We start from the raw sequence: 18,802 nt of genomic DNA on the forward strand, positions 1-18,802 counted from the left end.
GGACACCCTGGGAACACGCACAATGAAGCCATGCCCACCCTTGACGAACTCGTTTCGCACCCGCCACATCTGCCGGTCACGCGCGCCCTGAGCGATATCGCGGCGGCGGCGCGGCCGGGTGGCTGCGCGGTGATCACGGCGCCTCCGGGCACGGGTAAGACGACGCTGCTGCCGCCCGCGGTGGCGGTGGCATTGGCCCAGCACGACGCTGCGGTGGGGCGTGTTCTCGTCACGCAGCCGCGCAGGGTGGCGGCCCGGGCGGCGGCGCGCCGGATTGCCCGTCTGCTCGGCGAGGAAGTCGGCGGTCAGGTCGGCTATTCGGTGCGCGGGGATTCACGCGTCAGCGAGCGTACGCACGTGGAGATGGTGACGCCGGGCGTGGCGCTGCGCCGCCTGCAGCGCGACCCGGAGCTGCCCGGGGTGTCGGCGCTGATTATCGATGAGTTCCACGAGCGCGACCTGGACACGGACCTGACGCTGGCATTCGCGTTGGATGCCCGCTCGGCGCTGCGCGACGACCTTTTCGTTGCACTTACCTCGGCGACGCTCGAGGCCTCACGAACGGTTGATTTCCTGCGCGCCTCGACGGGCGAGGAGCCCGCGCTCGTTGATATTCCGGGGGATATTTTTCCACTGGAGCTGCGCTACGCTCCCCCGCCACGCGGCGTCGAAGCCGTGGGCGCGATCGGGGACGAGCGCGTGGGCGTGCGCCGCGAGTACCTGGCGCACGTGGCGCGCACGGTCGAGGAGACGGTTGCCGCCACCGAGGGCTCGGTCCTCGTGTTCCTACCGGGAGTGGGCGAGATCGAGACAGTCCGAGGCAACCTGCGTCTGGGCGATATTCCGGTCCTGGCGCTGCACGGACAGCTGAGCGCCGCCGAGCAGGACCGCGCGCTCTCCCCCGCTTCTGGTCGCCGCGTCATCCTCTCCACGTCCATCGCGGAGTCCTCGCTGACGGTTCCCGGCGTGTCCGTCGTCGTGGATGCGGGGCTCGCACGAGAGCCGCGCTTCGACGCGGGGCGTTCCCTCTCCTCTCTCGTGACCGTTCCAGCGGCCCTCGCCCGCCTCGAGCAGCGGGCGGGACGCGCCGCTCGCACAGGCCCGGGCATCGCCGTGCGTGTCATGGATGCGGTGGACGTGGCCCGCAGGCCCGCGCAGTCCGCGCCGGGCATCGCCACGCAGGACCTGACGGACGCACGCCTCCAGGTTGCCTCGTGGGGCACCCCGGTGGAGGAACTCTCCCTGCTCGATGCTCCACCCGCGGGCACGTGGGAGGCCGCCAGGCAGCGCCTGTCATCCCTGGGTGCCGTCGACGAGGCCGGGGCCGCCACCGCTCTCGGCCGCACGCTGGCGTCGCTTCCGTTGGACCCGCCCTTGGGCAGGGCCCTCCTGGCGTCGAGCGCGCTCCTGGGGGCGTCGAAGGCGGCGCGTTTTGTGGCCCTCCTGTCGGAGGACCTGCGCGTTCCGGGGGCTGACCTGGGTGCGCTCGAGCGTCGGCTGGGTCGCGGCGGCGCCAGCGATGCGGGAGGCACACACGCGCAGGCGGCGCGGGTGAAGGAAACGCGGGCGCGCTTGGAGCGCCTGGCTCAGCGTCTGCCGGCTTCCGCGCCGGACGACCCCCTCGCGTCCGTTGTGGCTACGCACCAGCAGGCAGGCTCGCGCACGCGGGAGGACGAGCTGGCCCTGACGTGCGCACTGGCCTACCCGGAGTGGATTGCGCGGCGCCGCGCGGGGTCCGCGGCCTACATTTTGGCGGGCGGCGTGGGCGCCGAGCTGCCGCAGGGCTCTCCCCTTGAGGGGCAGGAGTGGCTGGCCGTGGCCTCGATCGACCGGGCACCGGCCTCGCGCCACGCGCGTATTCTCGCGGCTGTGCCGCTGTCCGAGGAAGACGCCCTGGCGGCGGGCGCGGCACTGCTGGAAACCCGCACGCAGGCCAACATCGACAAGGGCGCCTTGCGTGCGACCCGCACGCGCGCCCTGGGAGCTATCCCCCTGAAGAGCACCCCGGCCTCGTCCCTGAGCGAAGACGAGGCGGTCGCGCTGGTGGCCGATCACCTGGCCGCGCGCGGGCTGGGCGATCTGGGCTGGGGGAAGGAGGCCTCATCCCTGCGCAAGCGCATGCGGGTGCTCCACGACGTGCTCGGCAATCCGTGGCCGGACGTGTCGGATGAGGCCCTCGCGTGCAGCGCCCACGAGTGGCTCCTCCCCTGGGCAAAGCGCCTCGCACAGGGTGGTTCCTTGAGTAACGTGTCGATGCTTGATGCGCTGCGCTCGATGCTGCCGTGGCCTGACGCTGCACGTCTCGACGAACTGGCGCCAGAAAAGATGCCGATTCCTGCGGGAGGTACTCGCCCCATCGACTGGAGCGGTGCGCACCCGGTGCTGACGCTGCGCGTCCAGCAGGCGTTCGGGTGGACGGACACGCCCCGACTGGTGGACGGGCGCGTTCCCCTGGTGCTGCATCTGACGGATCCGGCGGGTCGCCCCGCTGCTGTTACCTCTGACCTGACATCGTTTTGGGCGGGGCCGTACCGGGACGTGCGCGCCCAGCTACGCGGGCGCTATCCGAAGCATCCGTGGCCCGAGGACCCGCTGCACGCGGAGCCCACGAACCGCGCCAAGCGCCGGGGGTAGCCGGCGGCTCCCCCTGCGCCGGGCAATCAATCGTCCAGCTTGCCGACGATCCCCCGCCCGTCGGGCAGGTTCTTGGATGGCATCTGGTAGGCGTCGAGGTCCGTCATAGCGGGGCGCTCAAGGCCCAGTTCGCGCAGCTGCGCGTAGGTCGACATGCGCACGGGACCCAGCTCTGCGACAGGCTGGCCTTCCTCTGTGAGCGTGACGACTTCACCGGATGAGGCGCGCGCCAGAGCGGCCCCCACATCCTCTTTGAAATCACCAATTTCTAGAGCCCTCATACCCCTAATCTAAGCACGCCGAAGGGGGTTTGAACGAACGGCGCGATCACTATGTGAGCCTTCGTTCCCTTACACCCGCCAAACGAGCGTCATACAGCCAAACGATCGTGAAAATAGACATCCCCGCTGTGACCACCTGGTGGACATTTCCGCTTGATGGAATAGATCCAGGCACGGCGCGTTGAGATAGGTAACCCTTTACTACCCAAGGAGAAACATGTCCACGAACGCAATCGAGAACGTTGACCTGCTGGTTGTCGGCGGCGGCAAGGCCGGAAAGTCCCTCGCGATGGAGCGCGCGAAGGCGGGCTGGAAGGTCGCCATGGTGGAGCGCCAGTTCGTCGGCGGCACCTGCATTAACGTCGCCTGCATCCCCACGAAGTCGCTGGTCAACTCGGCTCGTCGCCTGAGCGATGCCCGCTCGGACGAGGCGTTCGGCGTGGTCGGAACCCAGGGCGCGCGCGTGGACCTGGCCAAGCTTCGCGCTCACAAGGAGGGCATCGTTGGCGCCATGGTCGGCGCGCACGAGAAGATGTTCGCGGCCTCCGGCCTGGACTTCATCCGCGGAGAGGCTCGCTTCACGGGCGAGCGCACGGTCACCATCGCCCTGGAGGACGGCGGCGAGCGCACGATCCGCGGCGAGCGCGTCCTCATCAACCTGGGCTCGCGTCCGGCGCGTCCCGCGATCCCCGGCCTGTGGGAGTCCGGCGCGTGGACGAACGAGGAGATCCTGCGCCTCGAAGAGCTCCCCTCGTCCCTGGCGATCATCGGCGCCAGCTACATCGGCGTGGAGTTCGCGTCGATGATGGCGACATTCGGCGTGGACGTCACGCTCATCTCCTCGGGTGACCACGTGCTGCCTCGCGAGGACGAGGACGCCGCCCGCGTCGTCGAAGCTGGCCTAGAAGCCGCCGGCGTGCGCATCGTGCCCGGCCGCGCTGAGTCCGCCTCGCGCGAGGGCAACACGACCACCCTGACGCTCTCCGATGGCTCCACGGTGTCCGCCGAGGCAGTCCTCGTGGCCGTGGGCCGCGTTCCCAACACGGACGGCATCGGCCTGGACGAGGCCGGGGTTGAGCTGACCGATCGCGGTTTCGTCGCGGTGGATGAGCACCTGCGCACCTCTGCTGAGGGCGTGTGGGCGGCCGGCGACTGCGCGGGCACCCCCATGTTCACGCACGCGTCCTGGTCCGACTTCCGCATCATCCGCGCGCAGCTGACCGGCGCGTCCCTGGACGATGCGACCACCACCACGAAGGGCCGCACGATCCCCTACGCCGTGTTCGCCACCCCCGAGCTGGCCCGCATCGGCCTGTCCGAGGGCGAGGCCCGCGAGGCCGGCCTGGACGTGCGTATCGCCAAGATCCCCACGGCCGCAATTCCGCGCGCCAAGACGATGCGCTACGCGGGCGAGGGCTTCTGGAAGGCCGTCGTGGATGCGAACACGCACCAGATCCTGGGCGCCACGCTGATCGGCCCGAACGTCTCCGAGGTCATCACGGCCGTGCACGTCGCCATGGCCGGCGGCCTGACCTACGAGCAGCTGCGTTTCCTGCCGATCGCTCACCCGACCATGGGCGAGGGCCTGCAGGTCCTCTTCGACTCCCTGGGCTGAGAGCCCATCGCGCCCCTGGGCACCAGTGGGGGCGCGCCCGGATCCCTCCCGGGACGCGTGAGGGAACAACGGGGCGGGTCCGAACGCTAGGTTCGGACCCGCCCCTGTTTGTCTTCAGTTGAGCATCGCGTCAGGCACGATCGGCGTCGGCGCGCTCAACGCGGGGTTTGAGGCCGGAGCGTCCCAGCCCCGGCCTCGTCCCCTTTTGGCTCAGCCGAGCCACGCGCCGGAGGGCGCGAAGTGGTAGCGCGTGCCGTCGATGGAGACCCAGCCGGTCACCATCTTGCCCGAGGCGTCAAGGTAGTACCAGGTGCCGCCGTCGTTGACCCAGCCGATCGCCATCGCACCGTTGCCGGTCAGGTAGTACCACTTGCCGTTCACGGCGGTCCAGCCGGTGGCCATGGAGCCGTTGCCGTTCAGGTAGTACCAGGAACCGTTGACCTGGACCCAGCCGGTGGCCATCGCGCCCGAGGCGTTCAGGTAGTACCAGGTGCCGTCGACGTTGGCCCAGCCGGTGGCCATCGCGCCGGTGGCGGGATCGAGGTAGTACCAGGCACCGCCGACCTTGGTCCAGCCCTTGGCCATGCGGCCGGAGGAGTTCATCCAGTGCCACGCCGAGTCGAAGCTGACCCAGCCGGTCGCCATCACGGAGTCGTCGTTGAAGTAGTAGGTCTCCCCGCCGATCACGATGGACTTGTTGCGGACGCAGGAGCCGTTGCCGTAGCAGTACTTCCAGCCGCCATCGCTGTTGACCCAGGCACCGTCCTCGTGCACGGACTCATCCACGTGGAAGTAGATGGTGTCCTTCACATCGTCGTCGGCGCGCGCGTCCTTGTTGCGGCCCTCAGCGCTGACGGTCACCTCGACGTGGGGGGCGTCGGTCATCAGGTCCGCGGCCGCGTAGGGTCCGGCCACGAGCGTGACCTCGTTGTTCTCGAAGGCACCGGTTCCGGTGGCGCTCACCGCTTCCTTGTCAGCGACCTTCAGGGAGGCGTTGGTGACGGGGCCGCCGACCGTGGCGCGCACGTAGACGGTGCCCGACAGGTTGGCGTCGGCCAGCGGACGCCAGTCGGTGGCGCCGTCGCGGGAGTATTCAACGGGGCCGAGGACCGGCTGCGGCTGGTCCTTGAGGACGGCAGCCAGGGCGTTGACGAGGCCAGCGCCGCGGTATTCCTTGCCGTCCGTCGGCTCGGCGAGGCGGTCGTAGGTGTAGCCGGCCTGCTTCTTGAGCAGGTCGATCGTCTGGTCGGGGGTGTAGTCCGGGTGGATCTGCTTGATCAGCGCGGCCACGCCGGCTGCGTGCGGGGAGGCCATCGAGGTGCCGGACAGGTAGCCGAAGGGCGGGTTCTTCTTCCAGGTGGGCACCGTCGACCAGATGCGCGAGCCGGGGGCTGCGACGTCGACGGAGTTCTTACCGTAGTTGGAGAAGCCGGAGCGTTCGAGCTTAGCCGTTGCGGGATCCGTGCCGGTGGGCAGGGCCAGGGCGGACACGGACACGACGGAGTCGTTGAGCATCGCGGGGACGTCGATGCCGCCCTCGACGTTGCGCTCTGCGGCGGCACCCTCAACGTCGTTGGGCGAAGCCTTGTCGATCGTCGGGTTGTCGTGGTCGTCGTTGTCGTTGCCTTCGGCGGCGATGCTGACGACGCCGAGGTCCTTCGCGTAACGGATCGCGCGCGAGGCGGCCTCAAGACCCGCGGCCTGCGAGCCCTCGTTGGGCATCCAGAAGGCGTAGGGGTCCATGTAGTAGCTGGAGTTCGTCACGTCGATGTCATGCTCGGCGGCCCAGTCGAAGCCGCAGGCCACGTACTCGGGGTAGAAGGATCCGGCCTCGTTCGAGACCTTGATGGCGACGATCGTCGCGTCGGGTGCGACGCCGTCCACGCCGTAGGCGTTGTGCGCGGCTGCGATCGTGCCCGCGACGTGCGTGCCGTGGTAGTGGTCATCCTTCCAGGCGGCGGGGTCCGTGTTGGGGATGCCGTTGACCTGGCAGCCCACGGAACGATCGGCGTCCAGGTGCTCCTTGAGGTCCTTGTGGTCGGGGTCGATGCCGGTGTCCATGACGCCGACGGTGACCTTCTCGCGGGGGACGTCGACCTGCTGCGCGTCGATCGCGCCGATGGCGGCCAGGCCCCAGGCGTTGGCGTCGCCCTCGTCGGGGACGAAGTCGTTGAGCTGGGAGTCGGCGGCCAGGCCGGTCGGGTGCGTGCCCGCGGCGTCGGCGACGGCATTGGCTTCAGAGGTGGTGGTCTGCGGCTGGTCGGTACGCACCTCGGCGCCGGTAACCATCTTGTAGCGGGTGGGGCCAATCGAGTGGTAGGAGATGCCGGCATCGACGAGGCTCTTGCCGAGCGTCGGGGCGAAGGCGGCCTTCACCGACTGGACGAAGAAGGAGTTGAATTCGGGGTACTGGGCCAGAACCACGCCGTTCTCCGAGGCCTTGGACACGGCCGCATTGAAGTCGTAGCGGGTTGCGTCGGCCGGCAGGTTGACCGCGTAGTTCATCACCTCGTCGCGGGCGCGGGCATCGGAGGTGATCCCCGGGACGCCGGCCGCGTGTGCGGGAGCGCCGAGCGCAGTCATCGTCAGGCCGGCCGCGAGGGCGGCTCCTCCCGCGATGAGGGTCTTCCATGAGCGTTGGTGCATCATTGTTCCTCGTTTCTGTACGGATGGGGGCGCGTCTCCCGAGCACATCGGATGGTGCGCCATTGCACCATCGTGTCAAGGATTTCGACAAACCTTCCAGAGGATTTCACATTTTAAGAAATCTTGACCCTTGGGTCGAAAATGCTTGACTATTGCCCTGAAGCAGGGAACGATGCGCCAATGCTCGATCGGAAGAGGCATCAACGCGCACCGTTGAACCCCCGTCACAACAAAGCTCCGCGAGCAACATGGCCGAGCAGTAAAACCTACCAACCGGATCATTAGACACTCATTCACAATCATAACGTTATCGAGAGTAGTCTTGCCAGCAAACGTTGCAACTATAGCACCTCTCATTCTGACAGAACGACCAAACAGCTTGACATTTGCACATGAACTACCAAAACATATGTGCTACGGTCAGTAGCGTCAGTCACACGCCAGTGGTGGGAGGCAACGATGCCAGCGTCCGTCTACATCAACTTTGACGCACCAGGGCAGGTGCCAGCGACACCGCGAAGGCTACATGCCGCCCTGTCCGCGGTTCTGGACTTGCCGCCCGGGGTGAGCCCCGAGCGGGCGGCGCAGTTTCCGACGCTGGCACACCGCCCCGTTCATGGTTCTGGTGGAGTGAAGCCCTATTCACTCGGCGAGCTAAGCCGTTCAGAGTCGACGTTTGGCGTCGAGGTACGCTTCCTGGACGATCGCCTGGTTGACACACTGGATGCATGGCTGTCATGGGGCGGCGTGATGCGCCTTGGCGCAGGCACCGACGATGACGCGGTGCTCGTTGCAGTCGAGGGGCAAGTGATCGCACAGGAGTCCTGGGAGGAGCTCGTCGAACGAGACGGGGACACGACGTGGGAGGTACGTCTGGTGACCCCAACGACTTTTTCAAGCAAGGGGCAGCACGTCCCGGGGCTGAATCCTGCGACGATTGCTACGAGCCTGCAGCAGAGGTGGTGGGCATGGAATAGGAGGCTCGCTCCCCCGCGGATCAATCGGCATGAGATGGCGAGCGTGTTGGCCACGCAGGATTACACACGCTCATCCATGGTGTCACTGGCGATGCCACGTAATTCTGGCCAGGGCCGCCTGAGCTCGCGCCGCATCCCGGCCCACGAGGGACACCTCCGCATCAGCGGCGTCGAGGGGGCCGAGGCCACCCGAGTCTTCTCGCGCCTCATGGCGCTGTCCGCATACACGAACGTCGGCTCACACACGAGCTATGGCATGGGTGTCATAGACGCCGTCGCAGCGTAAGAAAGGAAAGAAAGTTAGTAATGAGTATCCCGTCGCACAGGAATCGGTTGTGCATTTTCACGCTTCTCCTCATTGGAAGCACTATCATAACCATCTTTGTCCTACTCGAGTACATCCAACAGAAAAATGAGACATGGCATGGAATTGCTGAGAATTTCGCCTTTCCGTTCATCTACTCAATATTTGGTATCCTAATCGCGGGAGTCATCGGGGACGCCATCGCAACATCAGTCCTCGACCACTACAATTCCAGGCTTGCCAGCGGCCTAACCCAACGCACAATTCAGCTAATCGGCGCTCCTTCCCTAACATCCAAACTGCACGAGGACATAAAGAAGTCCGCTCTCATCAAGAGCAAGGTCATCACAAGCACGATGTCCGTTTCAAGCGAGTCAGATCTAGTTGTTCTATCACTGGATCTTGACTGGTATTCCGGACCTCGGCCACAAGACGGCCCTACCGCGGACAAACTTGTCAAAGGTGAGTCGGAATTGACCAGAGTTATCAATGAACTGACGGAGTCGCAAGCACTCATCGTTCTCACCCTCGGAACACTTGATCGAACAGCGGATGTCACTAAGACCTTCTTTGAGCGACGCTTCAGCACTATCGTCAATGCTCAAGGACGAATTCTCAGCGACATTCATTCACTCCTAACTACTCTTCCCCCGCGAAATAGAGAGTGAAAGGCACACCGATATGGGCAGTACCCTTGTCATGCTGCAGACGAACAGCAATCAGCCGTTTATCTTCTCGTCCCCTCGCCTGCGCGAGCAGATCGGGGCCTCCTTCGAGATCACGCTCCTGTCCCGTTGGGTGAAGGAAGCCGCGTTTGATATGAAGCTTCCTTCCATGTCTACCATCGAGAAAGGAATAAAGGCCCTCCCAGCCTCCTTCTGGGTGTCGGACTCGTCCGGCAAGGTGATCGTCCGATTCACTGAATCTGACGGAAATCCGGAGAAACTAGCGAGACAACTGATCCGAGAGGTCACCCTCCGAGCGCTGACCGATGCCCCAGGCCTCGACGTCACGGGAGTCGTTGTTCAGACGTCATCCAACACGGTTGATGCGGGTGACCTGAACGCGCTTGATAGCGTGTTCCTAGAGTACTCGCTGAACCGCCGCCCGGCGCTGGCACGCTTCCCACAGTTCCCATTCCTGGACAGGGCGGACGAGTCCGCCCTCCCCGCGTCGGCCGCACTCTCGGAGGAGGAGCTCGACAGGATCCGCGAGTACGCGGGTGGCTCACTCATGGTTCCGATTCTTTCGGACGACCACGGTCAGGTCCCAACGCAGACGGGAAAGGACAAGGATCGGTCTCTGTCACTTCCGTCGCGAGTCAAGCGCACATGGTCGCGTTCGGCGCGCCGATTGCAGCTGAGGGAAGTCATCGCGCGCCAGGATTCGAGTCTGAGCGACGAGGAAGTCAGAGATCGAATCGGGAACCTGAACGAGGACCCATTTCAGCTTGAGAGGGCCTTTCAGGATGTGTCTGACGAGGACGGGGCCACGAAGCCTCTCCCGGAGCTGTCCTCCGTCGGCGTGATCCACATCGATGGCAATGGCGTGGGTGCGATCATGCGTGACCTCGGCAGAGCCTTCGACACAGTCGACGCGCGCCTTGACTCGCTCAAAGACGCGGCGTATCAGCGCAGAGACAACCCGTGCTCGATCAAACATGATCGTTTCCAGTGGTTCGTCATGGAGGTCAACTACCGTCTCGACGGAGTCGTCAATCAAGCGGTGGCTGAAGCATGGCAAACCGTCGACAATATCGCTGGCGTCAATCGCCTTAAGACCCTTCCCGTGGTTCCGGTGCTGGTGGGCGGCGACGACGTCACGGTCTACACGGACGGGCGATACGCGATTCCCTTCGCTGAAGCTTACATCCGCCACTACGAGCGCCTCACCGGCGAGGACGATCTTCTGAGGGAACTCGCCGTCATCGCTCGTGCGCCAGATCCGGGTCCGCTCACGGCCTCGGCGGGCGTGGCCATCATCGGCCGTAACTTCCCGTTCCACATCGCCTACGACCTGGCGGAAGGCCTGGTCTCGCGCGGAAAAAAGCTCGGCAAGAAGCCGGGGGCCTCTCCCTGTTCGACGATCGACTTCCACGTGCTGCGCGACACGACAGTCCTCGCCCCGCAGGACACGCTGGAGGAGTACGAGGGCCGCACGCAGCGCCCCTTCCTGATCGGCCACTACGCGCCGGAGCGGATCGGAGGAGCAACCACAGCCTCGGCTTCCGGAGGAGCGCCACAAGCACAGGATCAGTGGAAGAAAGTCCTCCAAGCGGTCGCCGCCTTTGATGGTAAGGACCCGGATTCCCCCGGCAAGACGGTCGGCGATCCGTTCCCACGTGCCCGCGCGAACCGCATCGTCAAGCTCCTCGCGGAAGGCAAGGAAGAGCAGGCCGCAACAGAGTGGGGCGACGCGCTACAGAACGCCCCCGGTGCTGGACTCCTTGCCCAACAGTTGAAGCTTCTCCCACCTCACTCGTCGAGCTCCGATGAGGCTGGCGAATCCCTCGAGCAGATCAAGTGGCTCCTGGACCTGATCGACCTGTCCGAGAACTTGCCTGACGGGTACATCGCTTGCCGGATTCGCGGGGACGCCGACATCTCTGGCTCCGCGGAAGCAGCAGATAATTCCACCGAAGGAGGTGCCAAGTGACCACCAATTCACCTACCACTTCTCCTACCGCAAGCGGCCACGTGACCATCGTGTTTACGTCCGACTGGGGCGTATCCACAGGCGTGGGCCACGCGGGACGCACGCACTCAACAATCGAGCGTTGCGGCGACGACCCGGTCGTGCGCGGCACGGTCATCACGGGAGTCCTGCGCGAGCAGGCAATGCTGGCGGCGAAGGCCCTCGACGGGCAGAAGGACGGGAAGTGGACCAACTTTGCCCTGTGGCTCTTCGGCCAGGATCCCAACAGCAAGCTGGGCTCAACCCCCCACCCGCGTCACGTTCTCTTCTCGGACGCGACCCCGGCCTCGTCGATCCCGGTCCACGACACGGTATCCCTCTCCATCGACCCAAAGACGGGGACGGCGCGCGACCAGTTTCTGCGCTTCACCGAGCGCGCGGCGGCCGGCATCCTCACGGGCACGTTCACGCTCATCGACGAGGCCGGGGCGTCTCTCTCCGATCAGACGACGATCGATGCCGCGCACTTCCTCCTGGGGGTCGCGGGCCTCATGGTCCGAGGCATCGGCTCGGGCCGCAGCGGAGGCGACGGCGAGTGCACGGTGGCGGTCAGCGACAAGGACTACACGAAGACTGACCTGCAGGATGAGAAAGCAGCCGACGCGCTGACACGGATCCTGGCGAACCGAGATAACGATGACAGCCCCACATATTCGTCGGCAGACGTGAAGGCCTTCGCAGATTGCCTGCGGAGCCGCGTTCGGGAGAGCTTGCGGGAGATCCCAGCCCTGCCAAAGGATCTTCCGAAAGACAGCCCCCAAGACATCGCAATGCCTGACCTTCAACAGTCGGAGTCCGGTAACACGACCTGGTACGAAACGTCCCTCGACATCGTTCTTGAATCTCCTGTTGTTTCCTACGAGGTCCCTTTCTCGAACGAGGTGCGGTCGTTGGACTTCCTGCGCGGAACTGTGTTGGTCCCGTGGCTGCACGGGCTGCTGCGCAAGAACTACCCGGGCAATGCCCTCGTGAACTCCGCTATCGTCAGCGGTGACCTGCGTGTCAGCGATGCGCTACCGGTTTACGGGGAAACCCCCGGACTGCCCGTTCCTTTCGTTTTGGAGAATGAGAAGGTTCCCGAGGACAAACAAGACGATAAACAACCCTGCACGCTCTTCAACAGGCATATCCCAATCAACGATCAGGTATGTGGAGACCACACGATCCCCACACGTGGCCGCTATATATTCGTTAAATCGAACGTCGCTCCCGTCACGGGGTGGATCGGCAAGCCCTCGCTGATTGGTCGACAGTCGACGGCGATCAATTCGGAGACGGGCGCAGCGAAAGATGGACAGCTGTTCCTGGTGCGTGCCCTGCCCGCCGGGTTGACGCTGCACGCCTCGGTTGTCGTGTCGAAACAGCTACTGAGCGCACTTCGCGGCACCGATGCCACATCCGAAGCTTCACCCATTACGCTCGACCTCGGCATTGCTGAGCAGCAAGCCTTCCTCGGATCACGCAAGCTCACGGGGACCTTCGGTCGTGCACGCTGCACCGTTGGTAGTACCTTCACCCGCGTGGGAAGCACCCCGCCACCGGTAGAAGGTCCTGTCACCGATGAGGGAACCCAGGCCTCGTCCTGCGAACACACCGAGGTTGTGTCTCTGTGGTTCACGTCCGACGTGCTCGCACGGTCGAGCGCTCTGGGACCAAGCGGGAGCGTTGAGGATCTAGAGCTCGCTTTCAGGCGAGCCAACGTTCCGGTCACGGTCGTTCAGGAGAGCCCCGATCAGGACTCGGGCGACAAGAATCGTAAACGGATTCTGACTGCGATCAGGCACCGGCGTGTGGACTCGTGGTCGCCGCGGGATAATGCGCCTCGCGCCACGCGGCTGGCGATCCAAGCGGGTTCAGTAGTCCAAGTGCGTCTCTCCCCGGACGATCTGGGGGCACTCGAGACACTCGGGCATATCGGCGTCGGTGAGCTCACGCCCCAGGGATACGGGCGCTTCCTCGTGGACTCCCCCACGCTGGCGGAAGCGACGCTGCCCTTATTCAAGACCGACAGTAAGAGCTTTACAGCACCAACGGAGGCTGTCTCATGACCATCTACCGCTACGACATGACGATCCCCGTGCGCGTCGTCTCCGCGCTGCACTCCGGCGGCGTCGATGAAGCACCTGAGCGCCCCATAACCGACGAGGACGGCCGAACTGTGCAGCCGAACGCTTTCGTGCGCAATGGGCTGGGCGAGGCGATTCTGCCGGGTCGCTCCATCAAGGGAGCCATTCGTGCCGCGTTCGAAGAACACATGAATGAGCTTGGCTTCAGCGAGGAAGAACTCAAGAGCCTGTGGGGCGGTGAGATGCGTCGGGAGGTCGGTACTCGCAAAAAGCAACGTGGGGATGGAACCGACGAATCTCTCGCACTGCGAGCAAGCGCCCTCACCTTCCACCACGCCGTGGTGTGGGACCGCACTAGAGGCGATCTCCCCCACCGCATGAGCACGGCCATTGACCGCGCCACCGGCGGGGCCGCAGACGGCGCACTTTTCGCGTACGAGTACCTGCCCGTGGACACGACTTTCGAGATCTGTGTCAGTGCCGAAGCCCAGGACCCGACCCGAGAACCCCCAGAAGACAAGGATGCACAGTCCACAACACCGAGCAAGGAAACAAAGGGGACACCGCCTGCGCCCCCTGCTCTCGTTGAGAAAGCCCTGCAAGCGATCGTGACACTCCTCGGCGGCGAGTTCATCAGCCTCGGAGGCAGGACAGGATCGGGATGGGGCGCAATTGATCTCCGTTGGAAGAAGGTGTCGTGTAAGAAGGTTGCTATTCTCAGCGAACAAGCAGGGAACAACGAATCTACCGATTTTCTTTCTGTAGTCTTTAGCCAGTCCGAGCCGCTCAAATTTAAATCAGACAGTAAGCTCACCGGGAATCACCCATCAACGTCCATCAGAATCGAGTGGCAGGCTCCGTCGGGGTTGTTCGTCGGAATGAACAAACCCGACGGCATCAAATCCTCGGAAGAAGACACGGTACCCGCAGCGCCACTGCGCAACTGGCACCTCAATGACACGCATCGCGCCGATCACGGGGATGCAACTTATCCGAAAGTCGCGCATGAGGACAAAGCCTCGCTGCTGCTTCCGGGCACGTCGATCCGCGGGGCGTTGCGGTCCCACTGTTCTCGCATTGCTCGGAGCATCGTCAGTGACAGCGAGGGTTCTGACGAACTCACGATGGCAGAGGATGTACACAAGCAGCTCGCTGCCGATCCGCTCCTCGTGCGCTACTTGTTCGGGACAACTGAGTACCGGGGAGCAGTCCGCATTCACGACTGCGAGGGGCAGATACCAGAAGACACGGGAAAGGACAAGCCTCTTAAACTCACGCGCAACGCGATCGACAGAGTTACCGGGAGCGCTGCCCACGGAGCGTTGTATTCGGAGCTGCTGTATCCGCACGCTACATGGGATCCAATCGAGATCGAGATCGACCATGCGCAGCTGTGTCGGAATATCTGTCAGGACCCCGGCAATTGCGCACTTTCAACCGTGTCCGCGTCAGACCAGGAATGCGAGCGACCGGCCATCAAAAACCGCCTGCGAGCAGCTATCCTACTCCTAACCATGGCCGTCACCGACCTCTGCAAGGGAGTCCTCCCTCTTGGAGGAGGGACAGGCGGGGGTCTCGGCTTCATCGAGGTCTCATGTGTGCGTGTCAATGGATTGCCAGACGATACATCACCTGTCGAGATTCTCTTCGAGGCAGCCGACCATCCCGAAGATTCTTGCAAGGTGCGCGAGGCTCGAGCAAACTTTGCACGAGATATTCTGACGCGTATCCTCACCGCTTTTGCGGAAGATGGTGACGAAGCAACCTCGGCTGAGCAAAGAGTCATCAACCTGATTCGACAGTGGGCGGAGCTAGGACCCGGTGACGATCAGGGAAGTTCTGTTCCCTCTCACTTCCGCCCGACGACGGTGCGGATCGGGTGGAATTCACCGACGGGCGTATTCGTGCATGACCCCCAGGCAGACGACGGAAATACTCAATATCCCCTCAGGGCTAAGACTGCTGACAATAACGGGAAGAACAGCACAGCTCCCCTGCTACTTCCCGGCACCTCAATTCGTGGTGCGCTGCGCTCCAGGTGTTCGCGGATCGCTCGAACCGTACTGTATGCCGATAATCCCCCATCACAGGTCGAGAGCTTCACTCAGGCAGATAGCGATGGCAACCAGGTACCCATCGATATTCACGAGCAACTGGCCAAAGAGCCACGGCTCGTGCGTTACATGTTCGGTACCACCGAATATCGTGGGGCAGTTCGAGTCCGAGACTGTACGACGAAGGACACCGGACCGTCAGTCACGGTCACTCATAATGCAATCGACCGGTGGACCGGCGGAGTCGTCGAGGGGCTCCTGTTCAACGAGGTGACCTATCCGCACGCGACGTGGAATGACATCGTGATCGAGGTTGACACCGCACGTCTTCTTCAGAACGTGAAGACCGAATCGGGTATCGGCGGCCTATCACTCGACGAGTGTTTACCCTTCGTCCGAGCGTCCTGGTGTCTCCTTTGTATTGCCCTAGCGGAACTCAGCGCGGGCACGCTTCCGCTCGGAGGCAGGACAACCCGAGGCCACGGCCAAGTTGAGGTAACGAGCCTCAGCGTGGCTGGCGCTGATGGTCAGGTCGTAAATACTCCACCAGAAGAGCTTTTGTGGAAACGCAACGATAGCAGTGAAGATGATGCGCGCGGAGGCGCAACAGCACTTCTGGCCTATCTGAGAAACAAGACAGAGAAAGAACCCTCATATGAGGATTGGGCTGAACGTTTACAAAAGCTCGAAGAGCCAACAAACGGGGCCTCCACGCCTAATGAGAGCGACGAGCAATGAATGAGACAAATATCGATAACCACGGGCACGCAACAAACCTGCTCCCCTGCCACCTAACGACAACCAATCACATAATCGGTAACGCTACTGCGCTCACTGCGTATATCGATGAGAAATTTGCTGCCCACGAGTTCGCCGGCATTGTATGGACAACCAACGGTACGCAACGAGTGCCGGATGTAAAGTCCGCAAGCTTCGATGACTCACGCACTTATGAGATCCGCCTCTGGCAGGTCATTGACAGTGACAGCGCAGACTCGACGCTTGCCCACGAGTTCCGTTGGGTAAACGGCGTGGGTGCCGTTGAGCTGACACTCACGAAAGGCACAACCAACGCAGCGTCCGAAGGCTCGGAGCCAAAACCCGTCAGTGGATGGTTCCACAAGGTGAGCTATCTGCAGCACGAGTCCGCAGCGGACAGTGATGCAGATTCAACCTCGGAGGCCCCCTCCGCTCAGACAGGCAAGAGCAAAGAAAACGCCACCACCAAGCAGATGACGGCAGTCGAGTTCATACGCGAAGAAGATAAGTACGGAAACACGGTCGTCGTGGACCAACTATTTACGGGAGAGTGGAAATACAATGCCTGAGATTCACGCAGCGGCAAATAGGATTCCTGTTCTACGAACCAACACCACGCTCAAAAATTACCCGGAACTCGCCGACCGAGAACCATCATCACTAGACCATTTCCCAGCACACACTTGGAGCGGATCCATAAGGTTTTCAATTACTGCAAAAACACCACTCGTTTACGGAAATGTAGACGAAGATACCGGTGCAATCTCAGTTCCTACAACGACAGTCAAGGACAGGGGGAAAGCGACACGTACGGTTCCCATTTTACCCGCAACGATGGTGAAGGGTATGCTGTCTAACGCCTATGAAAGGGTTACCTCGTCCCGCCTGCGGGTATTCGGAGACTACTCAGATCCCCTCACATATCGTATGGATCCCGCAGAATGCCAAAAACTCGTCCCCGCATTCGTGCAACCTAATAAGAGAACAGCAGTTTTGCTTACGGGAACTCACGACAGGCTGCCATCAGTTAAAAGAAATAACAACAGTCGACCAATTCCCGTCATGATGGCAGCAACGCTTCGAACGCGACAAGGGGATAATACAAAGTTTGCCCCAGGAATGAACAACAAACGCCTATTGGAATTAGTTCGCCCACTCCAAGGCCAACGATACCGTCCAGTTGAGTTCGACGCAAAGCTAGTCGACAATGGAACATACGCATACTGGTTCATCTACGCGCTGTACACTAGCACAGAACCACAAAGACGCATTCCACTGTTTGATGAGAACACACTCACCGGGGAAGACTTGAATGAGAAATTAATCAAACAGCGAGGATATGTATATCTCACCACAGACCCGGACGACATTTCAAGAAATGCTAGCACTTTCGAACAAAAGATGGGGGAACGCGTTTTCTTTATAGAGCGCAACAGTCCGACCGAAACGGCGACTATTCCCGCAGGAACCGACAGCCATCCATCTCCCATCGAGAAGTATTTCCATGTACTCGAGAGTTATTTACGCAACTGGGATAGCGAAGCGGGAAGTACGCCAAACATCTTCATCCGCCAAAACGAAGAGATACTCACTAAGAAGACTGCCAGTTTCTGCGCCTACTCGCTCCTGTCAGAGAACTCGACAGGCAAAAAGATAGTAGATGCACTCGTACCCATTTCCGTCGGCCGCAATGCCTACGCAATGTCTCCTCTGGCAGTTGCAAAGCGCTCTCACGTAGACCCTGCCGAACATTTCTTCGAACTATCTCCAGCCGATCGTCTGTTTGGCTACGTAGCGTATCACGATAAGACGCGATCAGATTTTGATAGAGATAGCGATCCCGCTTCTTCATTTAAGGGACGAATTTCGGTGACCGATGTTAGCTTGTCCGACGGTGAGGGAATAGGGGATTCCGTACTGAGATTGAGGCCGCTTTTAAATCCTCGCCCTTCCTCTGCACGGCGATTCTTAACACGTGTCGATGGGTCGAACATCAATTCATCCGGACATAAGGTCAGGCGAAGTCAATATTTCTCAACCGAGCCCAAACAGGCGCTCGGGGCCACAACTTACCCTATTGACCGAAGCGCATGGGCACTAATCGACAAAGAGACCGGATTCCCCAAGAAGGCACTCAAAACGCGGAGCGACACCGACAACGTTACACCCGAGGTGAAGTCATACGTCAAAGCAGGCACAAAGTTTGAAGCGACCATTCATTATGAAGCACTAACTCATTTTGAGCTAGCATGGCTCCTTTGGATTTTGGATCCAACAAATCTTGTTCCACGGGTTCAACGTCAACAACGAACGAGTAGCACTCCATCGGATCAGGTCGGTTATCTACGACTCGGCACCGGAAAACCACTCGGTCTCGGCATTGTGGAGGTTACTCTTTCTCCTGATGGCCTCCAGGCAAGCAAAAGCGTCGCTAATAACGGAGATACACCATCGTTGTGTTCGGCCTACACTCAGTTGACGGGCTGTCTAGGTACCGTTGCGACGATTACCGATCCTACTCAATTTCAGGTTCCCAGAGAATATCTGATGGCACCTTGGGTTGAGGCTTTTCAGCGTTCATGCTTCGGATATGACGACGCATTTGACGTTCGACACTTCACGCTTGATGAGAACAAGGAGAACAACCGGACGGATTGGGCGACAGGCCTTCCAGTTGAAGGCGCCGGAGTCGAACCTGGTGTCCTTTGGGGTTCCAAGAGTGGCGCTCCTATTTCCGTTCCCGAACGACGAAAGAAGAATCGCCGCTAACCC

At 62.0% G+C, this 18,802-nt stretch carries 11 protein-coding genes; 9 read left to right on the top strand and 2 right to left on the bottom strand.

The window, feature by feature from the left end:
* Positions 1–30 precede the first annotated feature (30 nt).
* Positions 31–2,634: an ATP-dependent helicase HrpB gene (hrpB, locus tag FOC40_RS08260; protein WP_003794757.1), complete on the top strand. Its 2,604-nt coding sequence runs from the start codon at positions 31–33 to the stop codon at positions 2,632–2,634.
* A gap of 26 nt (positions 2,635–2,660) precedes the next feature.
* On the opposite strand, the gene FOC40_RS08265 is transcribed toward hrpB, so the two are convergent.
* The gene (locus FOC40_RS08265; RefSeq protein WP_003793167.1) at positions 2,661–2,915 is read right to left on the bottom strand and encodes a type II toxin-antitoxin system Phd/YefM family antitoxin; all 255 of its coding nucleotides are present in this window, start codon (positions 2,913–2,915) and stop codon (positions 2,661–2,663) included.
* Between the two features lie 217 nt (positions 2,916–3,132).
* Between FOC40_RS08265 and FOC40_RS08270 the strand changes: the two genes are divergently transcribed.
* Positions 3,133–4,530: a dihydrolipoyl dehydrogenase family protein gene (locus FOC40_RS08270; protein WP_003794754.1), complete on the top strand. Its 1,398-nt coding sequence runs from the start codon at positions 3,133–3,135 to the stop codon at positions 4,528–4,530.
* 210 nt (positions 4,531–4,740) lie between these two features.
* Here the strand turns inward: FOC40_RS08270 and FOC40_RS08275 are convergent, their stop codons facing one another.
* Positions 4,741–7,176 carry a S8 family serine peptidase gene (locus tag FOC40_RS08275; protein ID WP_196773374.1) on the bottom strand — a complete coding sequence of 812 codons (2,436 nt, stop codon included), beginning with the start codon at positions 7,174–7,176 and terminating at the stop codon, positions 4,741–4,743.
* A 630-nt stretch (positions 7,177–7,806) separates the two neighbouring features.
* On the opposite strand from FOC40_RS08275, the gene cas6 reads away from it, so the two are divergent.
* From cas6 to FOC40_RS08310, 7 genes are read left to right on the top strand one after another with little or no spacing between them, the layout of a single operon-like run.
* Complete coding sequence (cas6, locus tag FOC40_RS08280) at positions 7,807–8,439, top strand: CRISPR system precrRNA processing endoribonuclease RAMP protein Cas6 (RefSeq protein ID WP_003794747.1); 633 nt, start codon at positions 7,807–7,809, stop codon at positions 8,437–8,439.
* A 20-nt stretch (positions 8,440–8,459) separates the two neighbouring features.
* Positions 8,460–9,125, top strand: a complete 666-nt coding sequence (locus tag FOC40_RS08285; RefSeq protein WP_003794745.1) for a hypothetical protein — start codon at positions 8,460–8,462, stop codon at positions 9,123–9,125.
* 13 nt (positions 9,126–9,138) lie between these two features.
* Entirely contained in the window at positions 9,139–11,112 is a 1,974-nt protein-coding gene (locus FOC40_RS08290) for a hypothetical protein (protein ID WP_003794744.1), read from the top strand.
* The gene (locus tag FOC40_RS08295; protein WP_039929279.1) at positions 11,109–13,199 is read left to right on the top strand and encodes an RAMP superfamily CRISPR-associated protein; all 2,091 of its coding nucleotides are present in this window, start codon (positions 11,109–11,111) and stop codon (positions 13,197–13,199) included. The genes FOC40_RS08290 and FOC40_RS08295 overlap by 4 nt, the downstream gene beginning before the upstream one ends.
* Positions 13,196–16,009, top strand: a complete 2,814-nt coding sequence (locus FOC40_RS08300; RefSeq protein WP_003794741.1) for an RAMP superfamily CRISPR-associated protein — start codon at positions 13,196–13,198, stop codon at positions 16,007–16,009. The genes FOC40_RS08295 and FOC40_RS08300 overlap by 4 nt, the downstream gene beginning before the upstream one ends.
* Positions 16,006–16,599: a hypothetical protein gene (locus FOC40_RS08305; RefSeq protein ID WP_003794740.1), complete on the top strand. Its 594-nt coding sequence runs from the start codon at positions 16,006–16,008 to the stop codon at positions 16,597–16,599. The genes FOC40_RS08300 and FOC40_RS08305 overlap by 4 nt, the downstream gene beginning before the upstream one ends.
* Positions 16,592–18,799: an RAMP superfamily CRISPR-associated protein gene (locus FOC40_RS08310; protein ID WP_003794739.1), complete on the top strand. Its 2,208-nt coding sequence runs from the start codon at positions 16,592–16,594 to the stop codon at positions 18,797–18,799. Before FOC40_RS08305 ends, FOC40_RS08310 begins: the two co-directional genes overlap by 8 nt.
* Positions 18,800–18,802 lie beyond the last annotated feature (3 nt).

The organism is Schaalia odontolytica (genome assembly GCF_009730335.1).
GTDB classification, from domain to species: domain Bacteria; phylum Actinomycetota; class Actinomycetes; order Actinomycetales; family Actinomycetaceae; genus Pauljensenia; species Pauljensenia dentiphila.

Excerpts from the sequence above, each read along its gene's own strand:
- hrpB (WP_003794757.1), top strand. The coding sequence starts at position 31 with ATGCCCACCCTTGACGAACTCGTTTCGCACCCGCCACATCTGCCGGTC.
- FOC40_RS08265 (WP_003793167.1), bottom strand. The coding sequence starts at position 2,915 with ATGAGGGCTCTAGAAATTGGTGATTTCAAAGAGGATGTGGGGGCCGCT.
- FOC40_RS08270 (WP_003794754.1), top strand. The coding sequence starts at position 3,133 with ATGTCCACGAACGCAATCGAGAACGTTGACCTGCTGGTTGTCGGCGGC.
- FOC40_RS08275 (WP_196773374.1), bottom strand. The coding sequence starts at position 7,176 with ATGCACCAACGCTCATGGAAGACCCTCATCGCGGGAGGAGCCGCCCTC.
- FOC40_RS08285 (WP_003794745.1), top strand. The coding sequence starts at position 8,460 with ATGAGTATCCCGTCGCACAGGAATCGGTTGTGCATTTTCACGCTTCTC.
- FOC40_RS08290 (WP_003794744.1), top strand. The coding sequence starts at position 9,139 with ATGGGCAGTACCCTTGTCATGCTGCAGACGAACAGCAATCAGCCGTTT.
- FOC40_RS08300 (WP_003794741.1), top strand. The coding sequence starts at position 13,196 with ATGACCATCTACCGCTACGACATGACGATCCCCGTGCGCGTCGTCTCC.
- FOC40_RS08305 (WP_003794740.1), top strand. The coding sequence starts at position 16,006 with ATGAATGAGACAAATATCGATAACCACGGGCACGCAACAAACCTGCTC.
- FOC40_RS08310 (WP_003794739.1), top strand. The coding sequence starts at position 16,592 with ATGCCTGAGATTCACGCAGCGGCAAATAGGATTCCTGTTCTACGAACC.